Raw genomic sequence first — 16,163 nt, forward strand, 5'->3', positions numbered from 1 at the left:
TCCACATATTCGTCCGGCGGTCTTCGCCGGAACCGTCCCCAGGGGCGGCCATAGGAAAGAGAACAGGAAAAGAGGGATCATGACCGCAAGGGTAATGAACCGAGTGATACGGGCGGCGCTGGCCACGGGGGCGACGATCGCGATGATGGCTTCCATGGCGGCCTGCGGCCCTTCGGCGGCCACCCCCGGTGACGCTGGAAGCGGTTCGGGGGGCAGCTCGGGCTCCTCGGCGGCATCCGGGTCTGCACGCACCCCGGAGCAGATCACCAAGTCCGGGAAGCTCAAGGTGGCGGTCTTCACCGACAAGGCCCCCTTCGGCTACGTGGACAAGGACGGCAAGAACCAGGGCTACGACGTGGTCCTGGCCGAGCGCCTGGCCAAGGATCTGGGCGTCAAGCCCGAATACACCTCGGTGGATCCGGCCGCCCGGGTGGACGTGCTGTCCAGCAACAAGGTGGACGTGGTCCTGGCCAACTTCACCGTCACCGATGACCGCGCTCGCAAGGTGGACTTCGCCAAGCCCTACATGAAGGTCTTCCTGGGCGTGGTCTCACCGGATTCAGCGCCGATCAAAGATGTCAAGGAGCTGAACGGCAAGACCCTGATCATCGCCAAGGGGACTACGGCCGAGCCCTACTTCGAACAGCACTACCCGGAAGTCAAGCTGCAGAAGTACGACCAGTACGCCGATGCCTACAACGCCCTGCTTGACCACCGTGGTGACGCCATGAGCACCGACAACACCGAGGTGCTGGCCTGGGCCAAGGCCAACAAGGGCTTCTCGGTGGGCATCACCAAGCTCGGGGACGAGGCGGTCATCGCTCCTGCCGTGCGCAAGGGGAACAAGCCCCTGCTGGACTACATCAACAAGGAGCTGGTCAAGCTGGGCCAGGAGCGGTTCTTCCATGAGGACTACCGCAAGACCCTGGAGCCGGTCTACGGCAGCGAGGCCAACCCCGACGAGATTGTGGTCGAGGGCGGCAAGGACTGACCCGGCCGCCTGGTTTATGACAGGGGCCCGCACCCATCCGTATGCGACTGGATGGGTGCGGGCCCCTGTTTCTGCGTGAGTTGGCGGATTGCCGGATCAGTAGGCGGCCAGAATGTCGACCACGAATATCAGGGTCGAATTGGCCGGGATGCTCTGCTGTTTCTGGCTGCCATAGCCCAGCTCGGGCGGGATGATTAGAAGAACCTGAGAGCCTACGGTCTGGCCGGCCAGACCCTGCTGCCAGCCCTTGACCACCTGGTCCAGACTGAAATCGCTGGCCTCACCCCTGTCCCAGGAGGAGTCGAACTGCTTGCCGTCGGCGGCCAGCCAGCCGGTGTAGTTGGCGCTGACGCTCTGATGCTCGCCGACCTTGGCCCCCTCGCCCTTGATCAGGGGCTGGACGACCAATCCTCCCTTTGGTTTGTACCCCTTGAGATCCAGGGAGGGCTTGCCCTTGTCGTCCAGGCTGATCTTGGGCAGGTCGCTGGGCAGGTCGGTCACCTTCTTACCCTGGGCGCGGGTCAGGTTCTTGGATCTGGAGACGAAGGTCAGGGCCATGATATAGGAGTCGGTCGCCTGGCTGTTGCCGGAGCCTGACTCATCGATGCCCACGGCCACGGTGGAGTTGACCTTGAGGCCTTTGAAGGTGTCATAGTAGGCCGGGATAGATTTCCTGCTGATGACGATGGAGCACTCCGGGCTGCTCTTGTCCCAGGTGGAGTTGATTACCTTGCCGGTCTTGGCATCCAGGGCCAGGCTCCTTGTACATACACGGTCCCCGTCGCGGATGACCTCGCCGTTGCCCTCCTGGATGACCTGATGGGTTTGGTTCTCGACCTTGAAGGGCGTCTTGAAGCTGATGTCGGGCTTGCTGCCAGGCTTGCCGCTGGCTGATACTCCCTGCATGGTGTCGCCCGAGTGCCCGCCCCCGTCGGATTCCCCGCCGCAGGCTGACAGTCCGAGACATAGGGCCAGAGCGGTCATGGCGCCCAGCAGACGCTTGCTGCCTGATTTCCTTGCGATGATGGTCATGGAAGACCAGTTTAGGGCTTATGGGTGATTTCCCGGTGCTGGAAACCATCTCATAGGGTGCCGACGGTAGAATGTGGATGATATGGAGCAAGTACCCGAGGAAAAAGATGAGATGACGCGGCCCGGCAAGCCCTCGCGTCACAGCATGATCATGCGCGGCATCGTCACCCCCATCTTCGGACTGTTGGCTGTAACGGCCATAGTGCTGGGTATCTTCAACGCCACGGTCTGGAAGCCTTCGGCTCATGTGGATGCGCATGCGCGCACGAAGGCGGCCTATGTGGTGACCGATCCAGGTGTGCTTCCCCTGGTGGACAGCAAAGTGACCATGCGAGTGGATGCGGCATCGGCTGGAACTGCCGCGTCAGCAGATCAGGATTCACAGAAGCCCACCGTCTGTATGGCCCTGACCACGGCCAAGGATGCAGCTGGCTGGACAGCCGGGCATGATGTGGCCCGGGTGCGCGGCCTGGATGATTGGCAGACCCTGTCCGTCGGCAGGGACACCAGCCCCGGCAAGGCCGTCAAAAGTGATCAGGGCGTGGCCTTTCAGGATTCGGATATGTGGCAACAGGTCACCTGCTCCGACAGCAGCGTGTCAATGTCCCTGAAGACCGACGATCCGCAGGCCGTCCTGCTGGTGGCAGTTCCCCAGGGCGCTCATTCCCTGGGGCTGGAGATGCTCTGGCAGCGTGACAAACTGCCCAACTTCGCCATGCCCTTCTACTTTGCCGGCGGGCTGTTGGCCCTGCTGGCTGTTCTTTCGGCTACGGTCTTTGCCATGGATCCGGCCAAGCGCCGCAGGCAGACCGAACCTGAACAAGAGGATGAAGAGACTCCCGAGGTCAGTGTGGTCCAGGCCCTGGGCAGCGCCATTCTGCCTGGTCTCGGAAATCGGCATACCCCGGCTTCAGGCCGACGCCTGCGTCACGCTCGTGGCCAGGCGCGGCAGGGGGATCCAGGACCCCCGCCCAGGCCGCCTGTGGTGATTGATCCGCGCAATCGGAACCTGGTCGCTGACCAACAGGAGAGTGCCGACGGCAGTACCGTCAACGGCGACCGGAGAGCCGACGATATGTCGTCCACCAGGGTTATCAGCAGCCAGGAGATGGCCTCCTACCTGGCCAGGCTTGCCCACGAGGGGGAGGAGGAGCGCCAATGAGTATGAACAAACCGTTGAACGGGGTGGCGGCTGTAGCGGCGTTGGCTTTGTCCCTGGCCCTTCTGCCGGGTCTGTCCGCCTGCGAGGGGCAGGTTCCCCAGGCGCGCCGGACCGAACCCCAGAGCACTGCAACCACTGCTCCCGCCCCCAACCTGACCCCGGCCCAGGAGGCACGTATCCGCAAGAGCATCGGGGCTGTTCTCGATCAGGCCAACGAGGCCAAAGACCCGGCCGGGCTGGACCAGCGGGTCAGCGGCCCCCAACTGGAGATCCGCACCAGCGAGCTGACCATAGCACGGGCCACCGGGCAGTTGGATCCCAAGACGACCATCCCCACAACCATCGCCCAGACGGTCATTCCCGGCGATCCGGGCTGGCCGCGTTCGGTCTTCTCGATTACCACCACCACGCAGGATCAGCAGTCCAAGCGCCTCTTGGTTCTGGACCAGGAGTCCGCCCATGACAACTACAAGCTTTGGGGCGTGGCCCGACTCTTCCAAGGAGCCCAGTTGCCCAAGTTCCCGGTGGCCACCATCGGCGCCAGGATGGGGCAGGGCGACGACCAGGGGCTCAAGGCTACACCGGTGGAGGCCGTGCGCCGCTATGCCGACCTCCTGCAGAATCCCCAGGGCAGCAAGTATGTCAAGGAGTTCGCCCAGGATGACTTCCGCAACTCCCTGGGCACGCTGACTCAGGTGGTCCAGCAGGGAATCGAAGCCAACAAGGGCAGTCAGTCCCAGACCTTCACCCCGGCACAGGGGCAGCTGCGGGTCATGCACTCCTCCGATGGGGGCGACCTGGTCGTGGCCCGAATCGATTCGGTCTGGACCAGGCAGGCGGGGGAGGGCCGTGAATCCTCGCCGGCCTCGGATGCCGAGACGGCCCTCTTTGGGCAGGGCAAGCCCACCAGCACCATGAAGGTCACCTATGTCAACGTAATCGCTCTTTACGTGCCTTCGGCGGACTCGCATGAGCCTATCAGGGCCGTGGGCGCCGAGCGTGAGCCCATCAAGGTGGAAGCGGTCTGAGGGGCGGGATTGCGCTGGGTGAACGCCCGGGCCTTGGACTAGATTGGCTTTCAGGAGTTTGCAATCGAGGGCGGGCCGAAGCTGCAGTCGGCGACCGCGGGGTTAAGGAGGACTGACATGGCGAACAAGAACGGGCAGGGGCAGCCGGGCGTCTCGTTGGCAGGAGCGGTCGACCTGGGCGCGCTCAAGCACCAGGTCGATGCCGAGCCAGGCCAACAGGGAGGTGCGCCTGCGGCCGGCGGCTACGTGATCGATACCACCGAGGCCAGTTTCCAGGCCATGGTCCAGACCTCGACCACCTTCCCCATTCTGATCCTGCTCTGGGTGCCCACCGACGACCGTCTCTTCCCCCTGGCCACCCGTCTGGCCCAGGCCGTCAACGCCCAGGAGGGGCGCATTCAGCTCTCCCGCATCGACATCGCTTCCAATCCGCAGATCGCCCAGACCTTCCAGGTGCAGGGCGCCCCGGCCCTCTTTGCCCTGCTGGCCGGCAGGCCCATGCCCATCCTGCAGGGGCTGCCCACCGATGAGGAGATGAACCAGATCACCGATCAGCTCATTCCCCAGGTGGTTCAGATGGCACAGAAGGCCGGCATCACCGGCAGTGCCCCCTACCAGGAGACCAACGACCAGGGGCAGGATGAGCAGGCCGGCCAGTCAGCGGCTGATGCCATCCCCCCTGCCCATCAAGAGGCCCACCGGCTGGCCCAGGAGGGCGACTATGCAGCTGCAGCCGAGGCCTATGGCAAGCTGGTCCAGGCAGATTCGACAGACGATCTGGCCAAGCGTGAACAGGCCAAGTGCCTGCTGATGGCCAGGTCGGCCAAGGCCGATGTTCGCAAGGTCCGTCAAGCGGCTGCCGATGCCCCTGACGACTTGCAGGCTCAGTTGGATGTGGCCGATGTGGACATGATCGGCGGCCAGATCCAGGATGCCTTTGATCGCCTGCTCGACTTTCTGGCCGGGCACCGGGATCAGACCGATCCCATCCGCCGCCGTCTGCTGGAGTACTTCGTCATTCCCGAACCGACCGATCCCCGGCTGGCCAAGGCCCGTCGCCGTCTGTCCACGCTGATGTACTGAACCGCTCCTGGGTCAGGACTCGCGATTCCCGTCGAAGTTGGTCAGGAAGCGCGGTCCGCTGGCCTTCAGCTCCCGGTCGAAGTCGGTCGCCCAGTCACCGAAGGGACGGTCGGCCAGCCCGTCGTTGGAGAACCGCGGATCGTCGGTGATTTCCGTGGTGCAGAAGTCGGGGATGGTCAGGTCGGTCACCGGACCGGTCCGTTCCACCTCGGCCACCACAAGGGGGGTGTTGCCGTCCCCGAAGACATCCAGGTTCCACCAGTCCTCGTCCAGCCAGACTCCATATCGGTTCTTGACGATGGGAACGCCGCCGCGCAGAACCAGCTCCAGGGCGATTCCCGGGTCTATGGCCCGTTCGGCCTCGTAGCGGGTGCCGCCGACAGAGGGGCCCTTGGCCGTCATTGAGGCGGCCTCGAAGTGGTCGCCTTCCTCAAGCAAGGTGTGGAGGGCATCGGTCCGGGCAGTCATGGGCACCACCGGGTCCACCTGTCCCTGAAGGCGAACACGCAGGGCGAAGTTGTCCTCATGTACGTAGTAGCTCTGCACAATAAGGGTCGGCCGACTCTCCCCGAGCAGCTCCCGGGGGAGGTCCCGGCAGAAGAATCTGCGCTCGAACTCGAAATCGTCCTCGTCCTCATTCATGGCCATGTCTCCCATGGTACGGTAGGCCTGTCGCGTCCACCATTTGCCGTCCACAGCCCATCAGACTTGTCCAGGTATGTGAAGGCCGCTTGTGATGGCCGGGTGAAGGAACTACAGTGGAGACTATCCCGAGAGAAGATCATCCGGGAATGTTGGCGGCTTCGCGCCACCGCATGAGGATGCAATGGCGCAACCGGGGCGGTGGCACGAAGTCTTGCCATCACGATACCTACGAAACGCCCGGAATTTTGCGGCAACACGCCGAGAGTGGCTGGAGCCGGACCGACACGTCAGGACGCGCATGGGTGCGAAAATGCGCAAAGTGTCCTAGTATAGTCTCTGTTGTCCACTGGAAAGTGGCTGTCGGGTTCGTAGCTCAGCGGATAGAGCGTCTGTCTCCGGAACAGAAGGTCGAGGGTTCGAATCCCTTCGAGCCCACCAGGATGAAATCCCTGCGGCCAGGAAGAGTGCGGGGGTTTTCCTTATGCGACTCCCGTCTGCCATCGTGCCTGGGATTATGGTCTTGGTGCTCACTGGATGAAGTAAGCGCACCCCCTATGCGTCACGATATGTGTGGTGAATCACTAAGCTTTTGAGGAACATGGCCCTTGGCCCGCTCGTGTCTTCGTTCTCAGGTGCCATAGTGAAGGGGTAAGACCGAACGTCGGGGAGGACCGACGCTTCCGCGTTGTGGCGGAGCCTCCTTTCCCCGGTGAAGCAAAGGAGTTCACATGGCCAATCGAATCAATGCAGGGGATGCTGTCCTTCACGTCCTGGAGCAGTGGGGGGTGCCGCGCATCTATGGCCTGCCCGGCGGTTCCTTCGACTCCATGATGAACGCCATCCACAACGAGCGCGAGCGCATCGACTTCATCCAGGTCCGTCATGAGGAGGCCGGAGCCCTGGCTGCCGCCGGCGAGGCCAAGCTGACCGGCAGGATCGGTGTCTGCTTCGGCTCGTCGGGCCCAGGGGCTGTCCACCTGCTCAACGGCCTCTATGATGCCCGCGAGGATGGCGTGCCGGTGCTGGCCCTGGTGGGCGAGGTGCCCCAGGCCTTTATGAACATGGACTTCTTCCAGGCCATGGACGAGGTGCCTATCTTTACCGATGTGGCCGTATTCGCCCGGGCCGCCACCAACGCCCAGGGGCTGCCGGCCCTGGTGGACGAGGCCATCCGCCGCGCCTATGCCAGCAACGGGGTCTCCGTGGTCATCATTCCCAAGGATCTGGCCTGGGCCGAGATCGACGACCGCCCGGTGGCTTCTGCGCCTAACTTCCGTAAGCCTGAGCCTCTGAAGCCCGCGGCCGACCAGGTCAGCAAGGCGGTGGAGATCATTCAGTCCGCCAAGGCGCCGTTGCTCTACTTCGGCCAGGGCGCTGCCGGGGCCCGCGATGAGCTGGTCGCCATGTCCGAGCGTTTCAAGATGCCCATGGTCTCCACCTTCCCGGCCAAGGGGATTGTGGAGGACACCTATCCTGCCTACCTGCAGTCGGCCGGCCGTGTGGCCACCAAGACCGCCACGGAGGCCATCTACACCTCGGATCTGACGGTCTGGGTGGGTTCGGATAACCCCTTCGGGTCCATGTTCGTCACTCCCAACACCAAGGTCATCCAGATCGACCTGAACCCGGTCAAACTGGGCAAGCGCTTCCAGGCCAACGTGGTCCTGGCCATCCAGGCCGACGCCCGCGAGGCCCTCAAGGCAATAACCGCCGCTGGCCAGGACCAGGAGGAGTCCGTCTTCTACAGGGCCTGCCTGCGCAGCAAGGAGAACTGGGACCAGTGGCTGGCCTCCTTCAACGAAGACACCCGTACGCCCCTGCGGCCCGAGCCCGTCTACCACGTCATCGATCAGCAGCTTGAGGACAATGACATCGTCATCCCCGACGTGGGCAATGTGGACATCGATTTCCTGCGTCTGCTGCATCTGAAGCCCACCAACCGCTGGACCGTCTCCGGCAAGCACGCCACCATGGGCTACGCGGTGCCGGCCGCCCTGGCTGCCAAGCTGGAGCATCCTGAATCGACCGTCTACTCCCTGAGCGGCGACGGCGGATTCGCCATGCTCGGCGAGGAGGTGCTGGCCCAGCTCAAGTATCATGCACCGGTCATCAACGTGGTCTTTTCCAACCGGTCCCTGGGCTACATCGAGGCCGAGCAGCGCGACGACAGCCATCAGCCTCTGAGCGGAGTGGATCTGCCCGACACCGACTGGGCCAAGGTCGGCGAGGGCATGGGCGCATTGGGCTTCACCGTGCGCACGGTGGCCGATGCCCGCCACGCCTTCTCCGAGGCCCGCAAGGCCGACAGGTCTTCGGTCATCGATGTCAAGCTGACGGGAGCCAGCCCTCTGGACACCCGCTACATGCGGTTCCCGGAGACCTGCTCGGATCCGGACCAGGTCGAGAAATTCGTCAAGACCTACGAGGCCGGCGATCTGCGCTCCCTGGCCTACTGGATGGGCCAGGAGGCTCGCAAGGGCTGAGACTGGTGCCGCTTCTACCGGGCGGGCACTCCTATAGTGGACGGTGTCCGCCCGGGGCTTCGGCCCGGCATGGGTGCGGCGGACCTGAAGAAAGGACGGACTCATGGAAGATGGACCGGAAGAGATCGGCACGCCGTATGCGCCCCAGGCCTTGGGGGCTTACAGCCAGGCTGTCAAGGCCGGGGGCTTTGTCTTTGTCTCCGGACAGCTGGGCATCGACCCGGGAACCGGCGAGCTGGTGGAGGGCACTGCGGCTGACCAGGCCACCCAGGCGCTGAAGAACGTCAAGAACATCCTGGATGCAGCCGGCACCGGCATGGAGAAGGTGGTCAAGGCCACCATCCTTATGCGGCGGGTGGAGGATTTCACCCAGGTGGACCAGGCCTACTCCCAGGTTTTCATCGGCTCGGTGCGGCCGGCCCGCGTGGCTTTCGGTGGCGCTGACATCCCCAAGGGGGCCCTGGTCGAGATCGAGGTGGTGGCTCTGGCCTGAGACGGGCCGGCTGCTGGTCCCCGCCATCGCTAGACTTGAGGGCATGAGTCCTGAAGCACTTGCCCGTATCATCTCTTCGACAGCCGTCAAGATGGCCCAGTCAGGCCGCCTGGGAAGCCTGGAGCCCGACATGGTTCCAGACGCCGACCATCTGGCGGTCATGCGCCCCAAGGACCGCTCCCACGGGGACTGGTCCACCAACATAGCCATGCAGCTGGCCAAGAAGGCCGGCATGAGGCCTGTCGAACTGGGGCAGGCCTTGGCCGAGGCCCTGCGGGAGGCCGACGGGATCGCCCAGGTGGACGTGGCAGGTCCCGGCTTCATCAACATAACCCTGGATTCGGCCTCGGCGGCTGCAGTGGTCGATGCGGTCCTGGAGGCGGGGGCCGCCTTCGGGAGTAACGATCACCTGAGCGGGCGCACGCTCAATCTGGAATTCGTCTCCGCCAACCCCACGGGTCCCATCCACATCGGCGGCACACGGTGGGCGGCTGTGGGCGACTCCATGGCCCGCGTCCTGGAGGCCAACGGCGCCAAGGTGGTCAGGGAGTACTACTTCAACGATCACGGCACGCAGATCGACCGCTTCTCCCGTTCGCTGGTGGCGGCGGCCCACGGCGAGCCTGTGCCCGCTGACGGCTACAAGGGTTCGTATATTGACGAGATTGCCTCCCGGGTGGTCAAGGAGGCCGCCGACGAAGGGCAGGACATCCTGGCCATGCCCAGGGTGTGCGACCAGGACGGCGCCGAGGGTGACAGCCCCCAGCGCGAGGCCTTCCGCACCCGGGCTGTGCCCATGATGTTCGCCGAGATCCAGCAGTCCATGCGTGACTTCCGGGTCAATTTCGATGTCTGGTTCCATGAGAACAGCCTGTACGAGTCCGGTCAGGTGGACCGGGCCATCGACGAGCTGCGGGCCAAGGGCGACATCTTCGAGAAGGACGGGGCTACCTGGTTCCGCTCCACCACCTACGGCGACGACAAGGACCGGGTGATCATCAAGTCCGACGGCCACGCAGCCTATGTGGCGGCCGACATCGCCTACTACCTGAACAAGCGGCGCAGGGCCAAGGATCCCTGCGACGAGGCCATCTACATGCTGGGCGCCGACCACCATGGCTACATCGGCCGGATGATGGCCATCTGCGCGGCTTTCGGTGATACACCAGGCGTGAACATGCAGATCCTGATCGGCCAGATGGTCAATGTCATCAAGGACGGCCAGGCCGTGCGCATGAGCAAGCGGGCAGGTAACGTGGTCACCATCGATGATCTGGTGGATGCCGTGGGTGTGGATGCCGCCCGGTATTCCCTGGCCCGCACCGACTACAACCAGAGCGTGGACATCGACCTGGACCTGCTGACCTCGCACACCAATGACAACCCCGTCTACTACGTGCAGTACGCACACGCCCGCTCCAAAAACGTGGATCGTAACGCAGCCCAGGCGGGTATCGACCGGTCCGGGGCCGACCTGTCCCTGCTGGACACTGCCGCCGACAACGATGTTCTGGGCGTCCTGGCTCTTTACCCCAATGTTGTTCAGACTGCCGGCGACCAGAAGGCCCCTCACCGGGTGGCCCACTACCTGGAGCAGCTGGCTGGGGTATACCACCGCTGGTACAACCTGGAGCGCGTGGTGCCCATGGAGCCCACTGGCCGGGCGGATTTGGACCAGAACGAGGACAGGAATCCACAGCCGGCCCGCGCGGCAGCGCGTCTGCGGCTCAATGACGCTGTGCAGCAGGTCATCGCCAACGGTCTGGGTCTGCTGGGCGTCCAGGCCCCGGACCGTATGTAAGTCTGAAGGTCACCGGGAGGTCGTCGATGGAAACAGGGATGTGCGGGCTGGGGCCCGACGGGTTCTGGCCAGAGTCTTTGCAGCGGGACCACCAGGGCATGCTGACCATGCACGGGTGCTCCATGGAGGACCTGGCCAAGCGTTACGGCACCCCCATGTATCTGATGGATACCGCGATGATGGCGGAACGGGCCTCGGCCTTCCGTCAGGCGGCCCTGCGGGATCTGGGTGGTGCGACCACCAGGGTCAGCTACGCCGGCAAGGCCTTCCTCAGCAAGGAGACCGTGCGGATCATGCTGCGCCAGGGGCTTGATATCGACACCTGTTCCCTGGGCGAGATGCTGATCGCCCGGGCCGCCGGCGCACCCGGTCGCCGCCTGGTCCTGCACGGCAATGACAAGTCCGATCAGGAGATCGACCTGGCTGTGAGGGAGGGCTACAGGGCCATTGTCATCGATGCGCCCGACGAGCCAGCCCGGATTGCCGCTGCTGCCAGGGCTCAGGGTCGTCGCGCCAAGGTCATGCTCCGGGTGACTGTGGGCGTGCACGCCGGCGGTCACGAGTACATCTCCACTGCCCACGAGGATCAGAAGTTCGGCATCCCCCTGCTGCCCCAGGGCACCGACGTGGGCCTGCTGGACCTTGGGTCTGGGCCTGGATCCTCCGGACAGGCTGGGGCAGCGACTTCGGTGGCCACGAACGAAAACGGCACCTCGGCTCCTGTCGATTCCGTGCTCTCACCCTCCTCTTCGGCCCTGTATTCGGCTGCCAACGGGCCCGCTGAACCGGCCGATCCCGCACGGATCAAAGCCATGTCCGCCCTGGCCGACGGACCGGCCATCGCCCTGCTCAAGGAGATTCGCTCCCACGAGAAGGAACTGGAGCTGGTGGGCATCCATACCCATATCGGCTCCCAGATCCATGACTCTTCGGCCTTCATCGAGGCCGCCCGGCGCATGATGCTGCTGCGGCACACCTTCTGGGCCACCGACGGTTACCTGATGCCCGAAGTGGATCTGGGCGGTGGTTTCTCCGTGCCCTATACCCCGGATGAGGACCGGATGGACCTGGACCAGACCCTGACCAGTCTGGGGGCTGACATGGTCGCCATCAACCGTCGCCTGGGCATGCCCATGCCGGTCATTGCCTTCGAGCCCGGCCGCTGGATCGTGGCCCCCTGCGGCATGAGCCTGTACCGGGTGGGCACCGTCAAGCCCGTCCCCCTGTCTGACGGAAGCGTGCGCACCTACGTTTCGGTCGACGGCGGCATGAGCGACAACATCCGTCCGGCCCTCTACGGGGCCGAATATACCGCCGTCCTGGCCAACCGACATGGCAGCGGGGACCGGATCCAGGCCCGTGTGGTGGGCAAGCACTGTGAATCGGGGGACATCCTGGTGCAGGATGTGGCTCTGCCTGCGGACATCCGCAGGGGTGACCTGCTCCTGGTGCCGGTGACCGGCGCCTACGGGCGGACCATGGCCAGCAACTACAATCAGGCTCTGATCCCTCCTGTGGTGGGCCTGGACCTGTCCGGCGCCCATCTGATGATGCGGCGGCAGACCATGGATGACCTGCTGGCCCTGGACCAGGGATGAGTCCCGCCCCGGATGGAAGCGGCCGCCGGGGTGGATACGGGTGTCGGATTGGCTTTCTAAGATGGAGCAACACACGGTGACCGGCCCCGTTGGGGCGGATGGAGGATCCATATGCCCAGGAATACGCAACAGCAGGAGGCCGTCAGGCCTATCCGCATAGCACTTCTAGGGGCAGGGACCGTGGGATCCCAGACCGCTCGCCTCCTGGTGGAGCAGAGCCAGGATCTGGCCAGTCGAGTGGGTCGTCCCCTGGAGTTGGTGGGCATCGCCGTCCTCCATCCTGACAAGGTCAAGGCTGATTGGATCGATCCGTCCCTGCTGACCACAGACTCAGCCGGTCTGGTCACCCGGGCGGACATCGTCATCGAGCTGATCGGCGGCATTGAGCCGGCCCGCACCCTGCTGCTCAAGGCCATTGAATCCGGCGCCAGCGTGGTCACCGCCAACAAGGCCCTGCTGGCCCAGCACGGTCCCGAGCTCTACCGGGCTGCCGAAGAGCGGGGCGTCGACATCTACTTCGAGGCGGCCGTGGGCGGGGCCATCCCCATCGTGCGGCCCCTGCGCGAATCCCTGGTGGGTGACGGCATCACCAGCCTGGTGGGCATTGTCAACGGGACCACCAACTACATTCTGGATGAGATGACCACCAAGGGTCTTCAATTCGACCAGGCCCTGCGCGACGCCCAGGCCAAGGGTTTCGCCGAGGCGGACCCCACTGCCGACGTGGATGGGCTGGATGCAGCCGCCAAGGCCGCCATCATGGCCACGCTGGCCTTCCACACCGATGTGCGCCTGGATGATGTCCCCGTGGAGGGCATCCGCGCCATCACCGCCGACGATATTGCGGCCGCACAGACCGAGCACCGGGTCATCAAGCTTCTGGCAGTGGCCGAACGTGGCGAACAGGGCATCTCCGCCCGGGTCTACCCGGCGTTGATCCCCGATAGCCACCCCCTGGCCTCGGTCCATGGCAGCTTCAACGCGGTCTTCGTCACCGCCAAGGCCGCCGACGACCTCATGTTCTACGGCCGGGGTGCAGGCGGGGCGCCCACGGCATCGGCCGTTGTGGGGGATGTGGTCACCGAAGCCCGCCACATCGTCCAGCATGGCATGGGCCCGGGGATCCCCATGTACGCCAACATCCCCATGGCTCCGCTGGATGCATCCCGAGCCGCCTTTGCCGTCCGTTTCCTGATCCACGACAAGCCTGGCGTGCTGGCGGCCATCGCCCAGGTCTTCTCCGAGGCGGGCATCTCCATCAACGGAGTCAATCAGGACATCAAGCCCACCCTGCATGACCCGGGCTACAGCGGCGAGATCCAGCAGCTGCGCGTGGTCACCCACCTGTGTGACGAGGTGACCCTGCGGAAGGTGGTCGAACGGATCTCCACCTTTGACTCGGTCACCGGACAGGCATCCATCCTGCGCGTCTTCGATCGGCAGGCCCGATGATGGCAACTGCTGCAGAGGGCCCGTCCACTGTGCGGGTGCGTGTGCCAGCCACCAGCGCCAACCTGGGCTCGGGTTTCGATGCGGTCGGCCTGGCGCTGGACTACCATGACGAAATCGTCTTCACCCGTTCCGTGGACCCGGGCGACACCACCGCCTATGTGGTTATCAAGGGTGAGGGGGAGCGGACCCTGCCCCGAGACGAGACCCATCTGGTTGTTTCCGCCTTCCGTCGGGCCTGTCAGGTCTTCGGACTGCCAAGGTTCGGCTTCATCATGCGCGCCGTCAACCGTATCCCCCAGGCCAGGGGGTTGGGATCCAGCGCCGAGGCCATCGTGGCCGGGATTGCTGCGGCTGCGGCTTTCGCCCACGTCGGTCCCCTGCGCCGTGATGCCGTCTTCACGCTGGCCGCCCAGATCGAGGGGCATCCCGACAACGTGGCGCCTGCCGTCTATGGGGGACTGACCGTCTCCTATGATCTGGCCACTGGCGAGGGGGTGGGTTCCCTGCCCATAGCCGGGGGCGCGCCCTTGGAGGGCGGTTACCATACCCTGCGTTACCAGGTGGACCCGGCCATCAAAGCCACAGTCTTCGTCCCTGGTGCTCATCTGTCCACGCAGAAGGCCCGGCAGGCCCTGCCCAACCGGGTGCCTTACGCGGATGCCGTTCATAACCTCTCGCGGGCGGCCCTGATTCCCGGCGCCCTGAACCCAGGGTCACTGGACGACCTGGGAACCGAGGCAGCCGAGCAGGCCGCCAGGGCCAACGCCCTGCTCTTCGTAGCCACCCAGGATCGGCTCCATCAGCCATACCGGGCCGGGCTCATGCCCTCCTCGACCAAGCTCCTGCAGCTCCTGCGCCGTCAGGGTTACGCGGCGGCCGTCTCAGGGGCTGGACCATGCATTATCGTCCTGCACTACGGGGATGCTGAAAATCAGCTGCGGATCCTTACCAAGGACTATCTGGATTCCGGTCGCTGGCGGATTCTGCCCCTGGATGTGGACTGCCAGGGTGTCCAGGTGGAACGGGACCAGGAAGGCAATCGTGAACACTGAAGACAGACATATTCCGCTCATCCTGGCCTCATCCTCCCCCTCCAGGCGCCGGCTTCTGGTCCAGGCAGGCATTGACCCCATCATTCGACCCTCAAAGGTGGATGAGCCAGCCGTCCTGGCTGAACAGGCCGGAAAATCAGGTCGTCACCTGGATGACCTGGATGCGCGCGAACGGGTCGGCGTCTTGGCTGAGGCCAAGGCCTCGGCTGTCCAAGCGACCATGGATGCCGTCAAGGATGCCGAAAGGCGCTCGCGGGGCGAACTGGTCACGTTCAGGCCTCTGAATCAGAGCGATTCCGGTGCATCCTCCCGGAATCCCATGAGCCAGGTCCTTGGGGCCTGGGGCGGGATGATCGATGCCGAGCGCGGACCCCTCCTGCTGGGATGTGATTCGCTATTCAGTATGGACGGGGTCGTCATGGGCAAGCCTCACAAACCGGAGCGTGCTCTGGAGCGGCTGATGGCCATGCGCGGCCGAACCGGCGCCCTGGTCACCGGCCACTGTCTGATCGATCTGGCCACCGGCCGACGGGCCAGGGCGGTCAGCAGCGCTCAAGTGACCTTCGGAGACTATGACAGGACCACCATGCAGGCCTATGTGGCCACCGGCGAACCGCTTGAGGTGGCCGGATCCTTCACCTTGGAGGGATTGGGCAGCGCCTTCATCCAGGGCATCCAGGGCGATCCCAGCGGCGTGATGGGATTGAGCATGTCCACCCTGCGCTCCCTGGCCCAGGAGCTGGGCGTCTCCTGGCCTGACCTGTGGGCCCAGCGGGTCCTGCCCGAGCGGCAGCAGGCAGACGGATCGACGCATGGCTCTGAAAGGCTGGTCGCCCCTGCGGAGAACGTCCACCAGCCTGGCGACGGGTGGGTGGATTGTGCCTGCGGCAGGCGGCACTGGGGGCTCAACGGGGCTGCCGGCGTCTTGCTAGCCCGGCGTGATGCCCGCACCGGCGCACTGGTCAGCGTGCTTCTGCAGCACCGGGCGCGCTGGAGCGCCGAGGGCGGCACCTGGGGTGTGCCGGGCGGCGCCATCTCGGACGGGGAGAATCCTCTGGAGGGCGGCCTGCGCGAGAGCTATGAGGAGGCCAACATCCGCCCGGAGGACATTCAGGTGGTGGGCTCCTACCTGGAGGACCACGGCCCCTGGGGCTACACGACCATCCTGGCCTTCGAGCGTCCCGGCCATCAGGTCGATCCACGAATGAATGACGATGAGAGCATTGCCCTGGAATGGGTGGATCTGGACAAGGTCGCGGACCTGCCCCTGCTGAAGGCCTTCGGTCAGGACTGGCCGCACTTCCGGCAACGCCTGGAGGCCCTGGCGGCCGAAGGCTGAGCAG

At 64.7% G+C, this 16,163-nt stretch carries 13 protein-coding genes and 1 tRNA gene; 12 read left to right on the top strand and 2 right to left on the bottom strand.

Annotation, left to right across the window (positions count from 1 at the left end):
• Positions 1–79: 79 nt before the first annotated feature.
• On the top strand, positions 80–991 hold the full coding sequence (locus tag H3V04_RS07875) for a cysteine ABC transporter substrate-binding protein (protein ID WP_198187927.1): 912 nt from the start codon (positions 80–82) through the stop codon (positions 989–991).
• Positions 992–1,087: 96 nt separating this feature from the next.
• Here the strand turns inward: H3V04_RS07875 and H3V04_RS07880 are convergent, their stop codons facing one another.
• Entirely contained in the window at positions 1,088–2,023 is a 936-nt protein-coding gene (locus H3V04_RS07880; protein WP_198187929.1) for an FKBP-type peptidyl-prolyl cis-trans isomerase, read from the bottom strand.
• A gap of 82 nt (positions 2,024–2,105) precedes the next feature.
• Here H3V04_RS07880 and H3V04_RS07885 point away from each other — a divergent pair, with 82 nt between their 5' ends.
• The 3 genes from H3V04_RS07885 to H3V04_RS07895 all read left to right on the top strand — a co-directional run bounded on the left by H3V04_RS07885 (position 2,106) and on the right by H3V04_RS07895 (position 5,296).
• On the top strand, positions 2,106–3,185 hold the full coding sequence (locus H3V04_RS07885) for a hypothetical protein (RefSeq protein WP_198187932.1): 1,080 nt from the start codon (positions 2,106–2,108) through the stop codon (positions 3,183–3,185).
• Positions 3,182–4,213 (top strand): hypothetical protein, encoded by a 1,032-nt coding sequence (locus tag H3V04_RS07890; RefSeq protein ID WP_229281570.1) that lies wholly within the window; start codon positions 3,182–3,184, stop codon positions 4,211–4,213. Before H3V04_RS07885 ends, H3V04_RS07890 begins: the two co-directional genes overlap by 4 nt.
• 117 nt (positions 4,214–4,330) lie before the next feature.
• A complete protein-coding gene (locus H3V04_RS07895; protein WP_198187934.1) occupies positions 4,331–5,296 on the top strand; it encodes a tetratricopeptide repeat protein in 966 nt (321 codons plus the stop codon).
• Positions 5,297–5,308: 12 nt separating this feature from the next.
• Here H3V04_RS07895 and H3V04_RS07900 read toward each other — a convergent pair whose 3' ends face one another.
• The gene (locus H3V04_RS07900) at positions 5,309–5,938 is read right to left on the bottom strand and encodes a hypothetical protein (protein ID WP_198177615.1); all 630 of its coding nucleotides are present in this window, start codon (positions 5,936–5,938) and stop codon (positions 5,309–5,311) included.
• Positions 5,939–6,303: 365 nt separating this feature from the next.
• On the opposite strand from H3V04_RS07900, the gene H3V04_RS07905 reads away from it, so the two are divergent.
• The 8 genes from H3V04_RS07905 to H3V04_RS07940 all read left to right on the top strand — a co-directional run bounded on the left by H3V04_RS07905 (position 6,304) and on the right by H3V04_RS07940 (position 16,159).
• Positions 6,304–6,379 (top strand) — tRNA-Arg (locus H3V04_RS07905).
• A 290-nt stretch (positions 6,380–6,669) separates the two neighbouring features.
• Positions 6,670–8,424 carry a pyruvate oxidase gene (gene spxB, locus H3V04_RS07910; RefSeq protein ID WP_198187935.1) on the top strand — a complete coding sequence of 585 codons (1,755 nt, stop codon included), beginning with the start codon at positions 6,670–6,672 and terminating at the stop codon, positions 8,422–8,424.
• A 103-nt stretch (positions 8,425–8,527) separates the two neighbouring features.
• Positions 8,528–8,917: a Rid family detoxifying hydrolase gene (locus tag H3V04_RS07915; RefSeq protein ID WP_198177249.1), complete on the top strand. Its 390-nt coding sequence runs from the start codon at positions 8,528–8,530 to the stop codon at positions 8,915–8,917.
• 43 nt (positions 8,918–8,960) lie between these two features.
• Positions 8,961–10,718 (top strand): arginine--tRNA ligase, encoded by a 1,758-nt coding sequence (gene argS / locus H3V04_RS07920; protein ID WP_198187936.1) that lies wholly within the window; start codon positions 8,961–8,963, stop codon positions 10,716–10,718.
• Between the two features lie 26 nt (positions 10,719–10,744).
• Positions 10,745–12,316, top strand: coding sequence for a diaminopimelate decarboxylase (locus H3V04_RS07925; RefSeq protein WP_198187937.1), 1,572 nt, complete (start codon positions 10,745–10,747; stop codon positions 12,314–12,316).
• Between the two features lie 111 nt (positions 12,317–12,427).
• Positions 12,428–13,768 carry a homoserine dehydrogenase gene (locus H3V04_RS07930; protein WP_198178309.1) on the top strand — a complete coding sequence of 447 codons (1,341 nt, stop codon included), beginning with the start codon at positions 12,428–12,430 and terminating at the stop codon, positions 13,766–13,768.
• Positions 13,768–14,820 carry a homoserine kinase gene (gene thrB, locus H3V04_RS07935; RefSeq protein ID WP_198178308.1) on the top strand — a complete coding sequence of 351 codons (1,053 nt, stop codon included), beginning with the start codon at positions 13,768–13,770 and terminating at the stop codon, positions 14,818–14,820. The genes H3V04_RS07930 and thrB overlap by 1 nt, the downstream gene beginning before the upstream one ends.
• Positions 14,810–16,159, top strand: a complete 1,350-nt coding sequence (locus tag H3V04_RS07940) for a Maf family nucleotide pyrophosphatase (protein WP_198187938.1) — start codon at positions 14,810–14,812, stop codon at positions 16,157–16,159. Before thrB ends, H3V04_RS07940 begins: the two co-directional genes overlap by 11 nt.
• Positions 16,160–16,163: the final 4 nt, after the last annotated feature.

Origin of the sequence: Bifidobacterium sp. M0353, assembly GCF_016100645.1 — a bacterium.
GTDB classification, from domain to species: Bacteria; Actinomycetota; Actinomycetes; order Actinomycetales; family Bifidobacteriaceae; genus Bombiscardovia; species Bombiscardovia choladohabitans.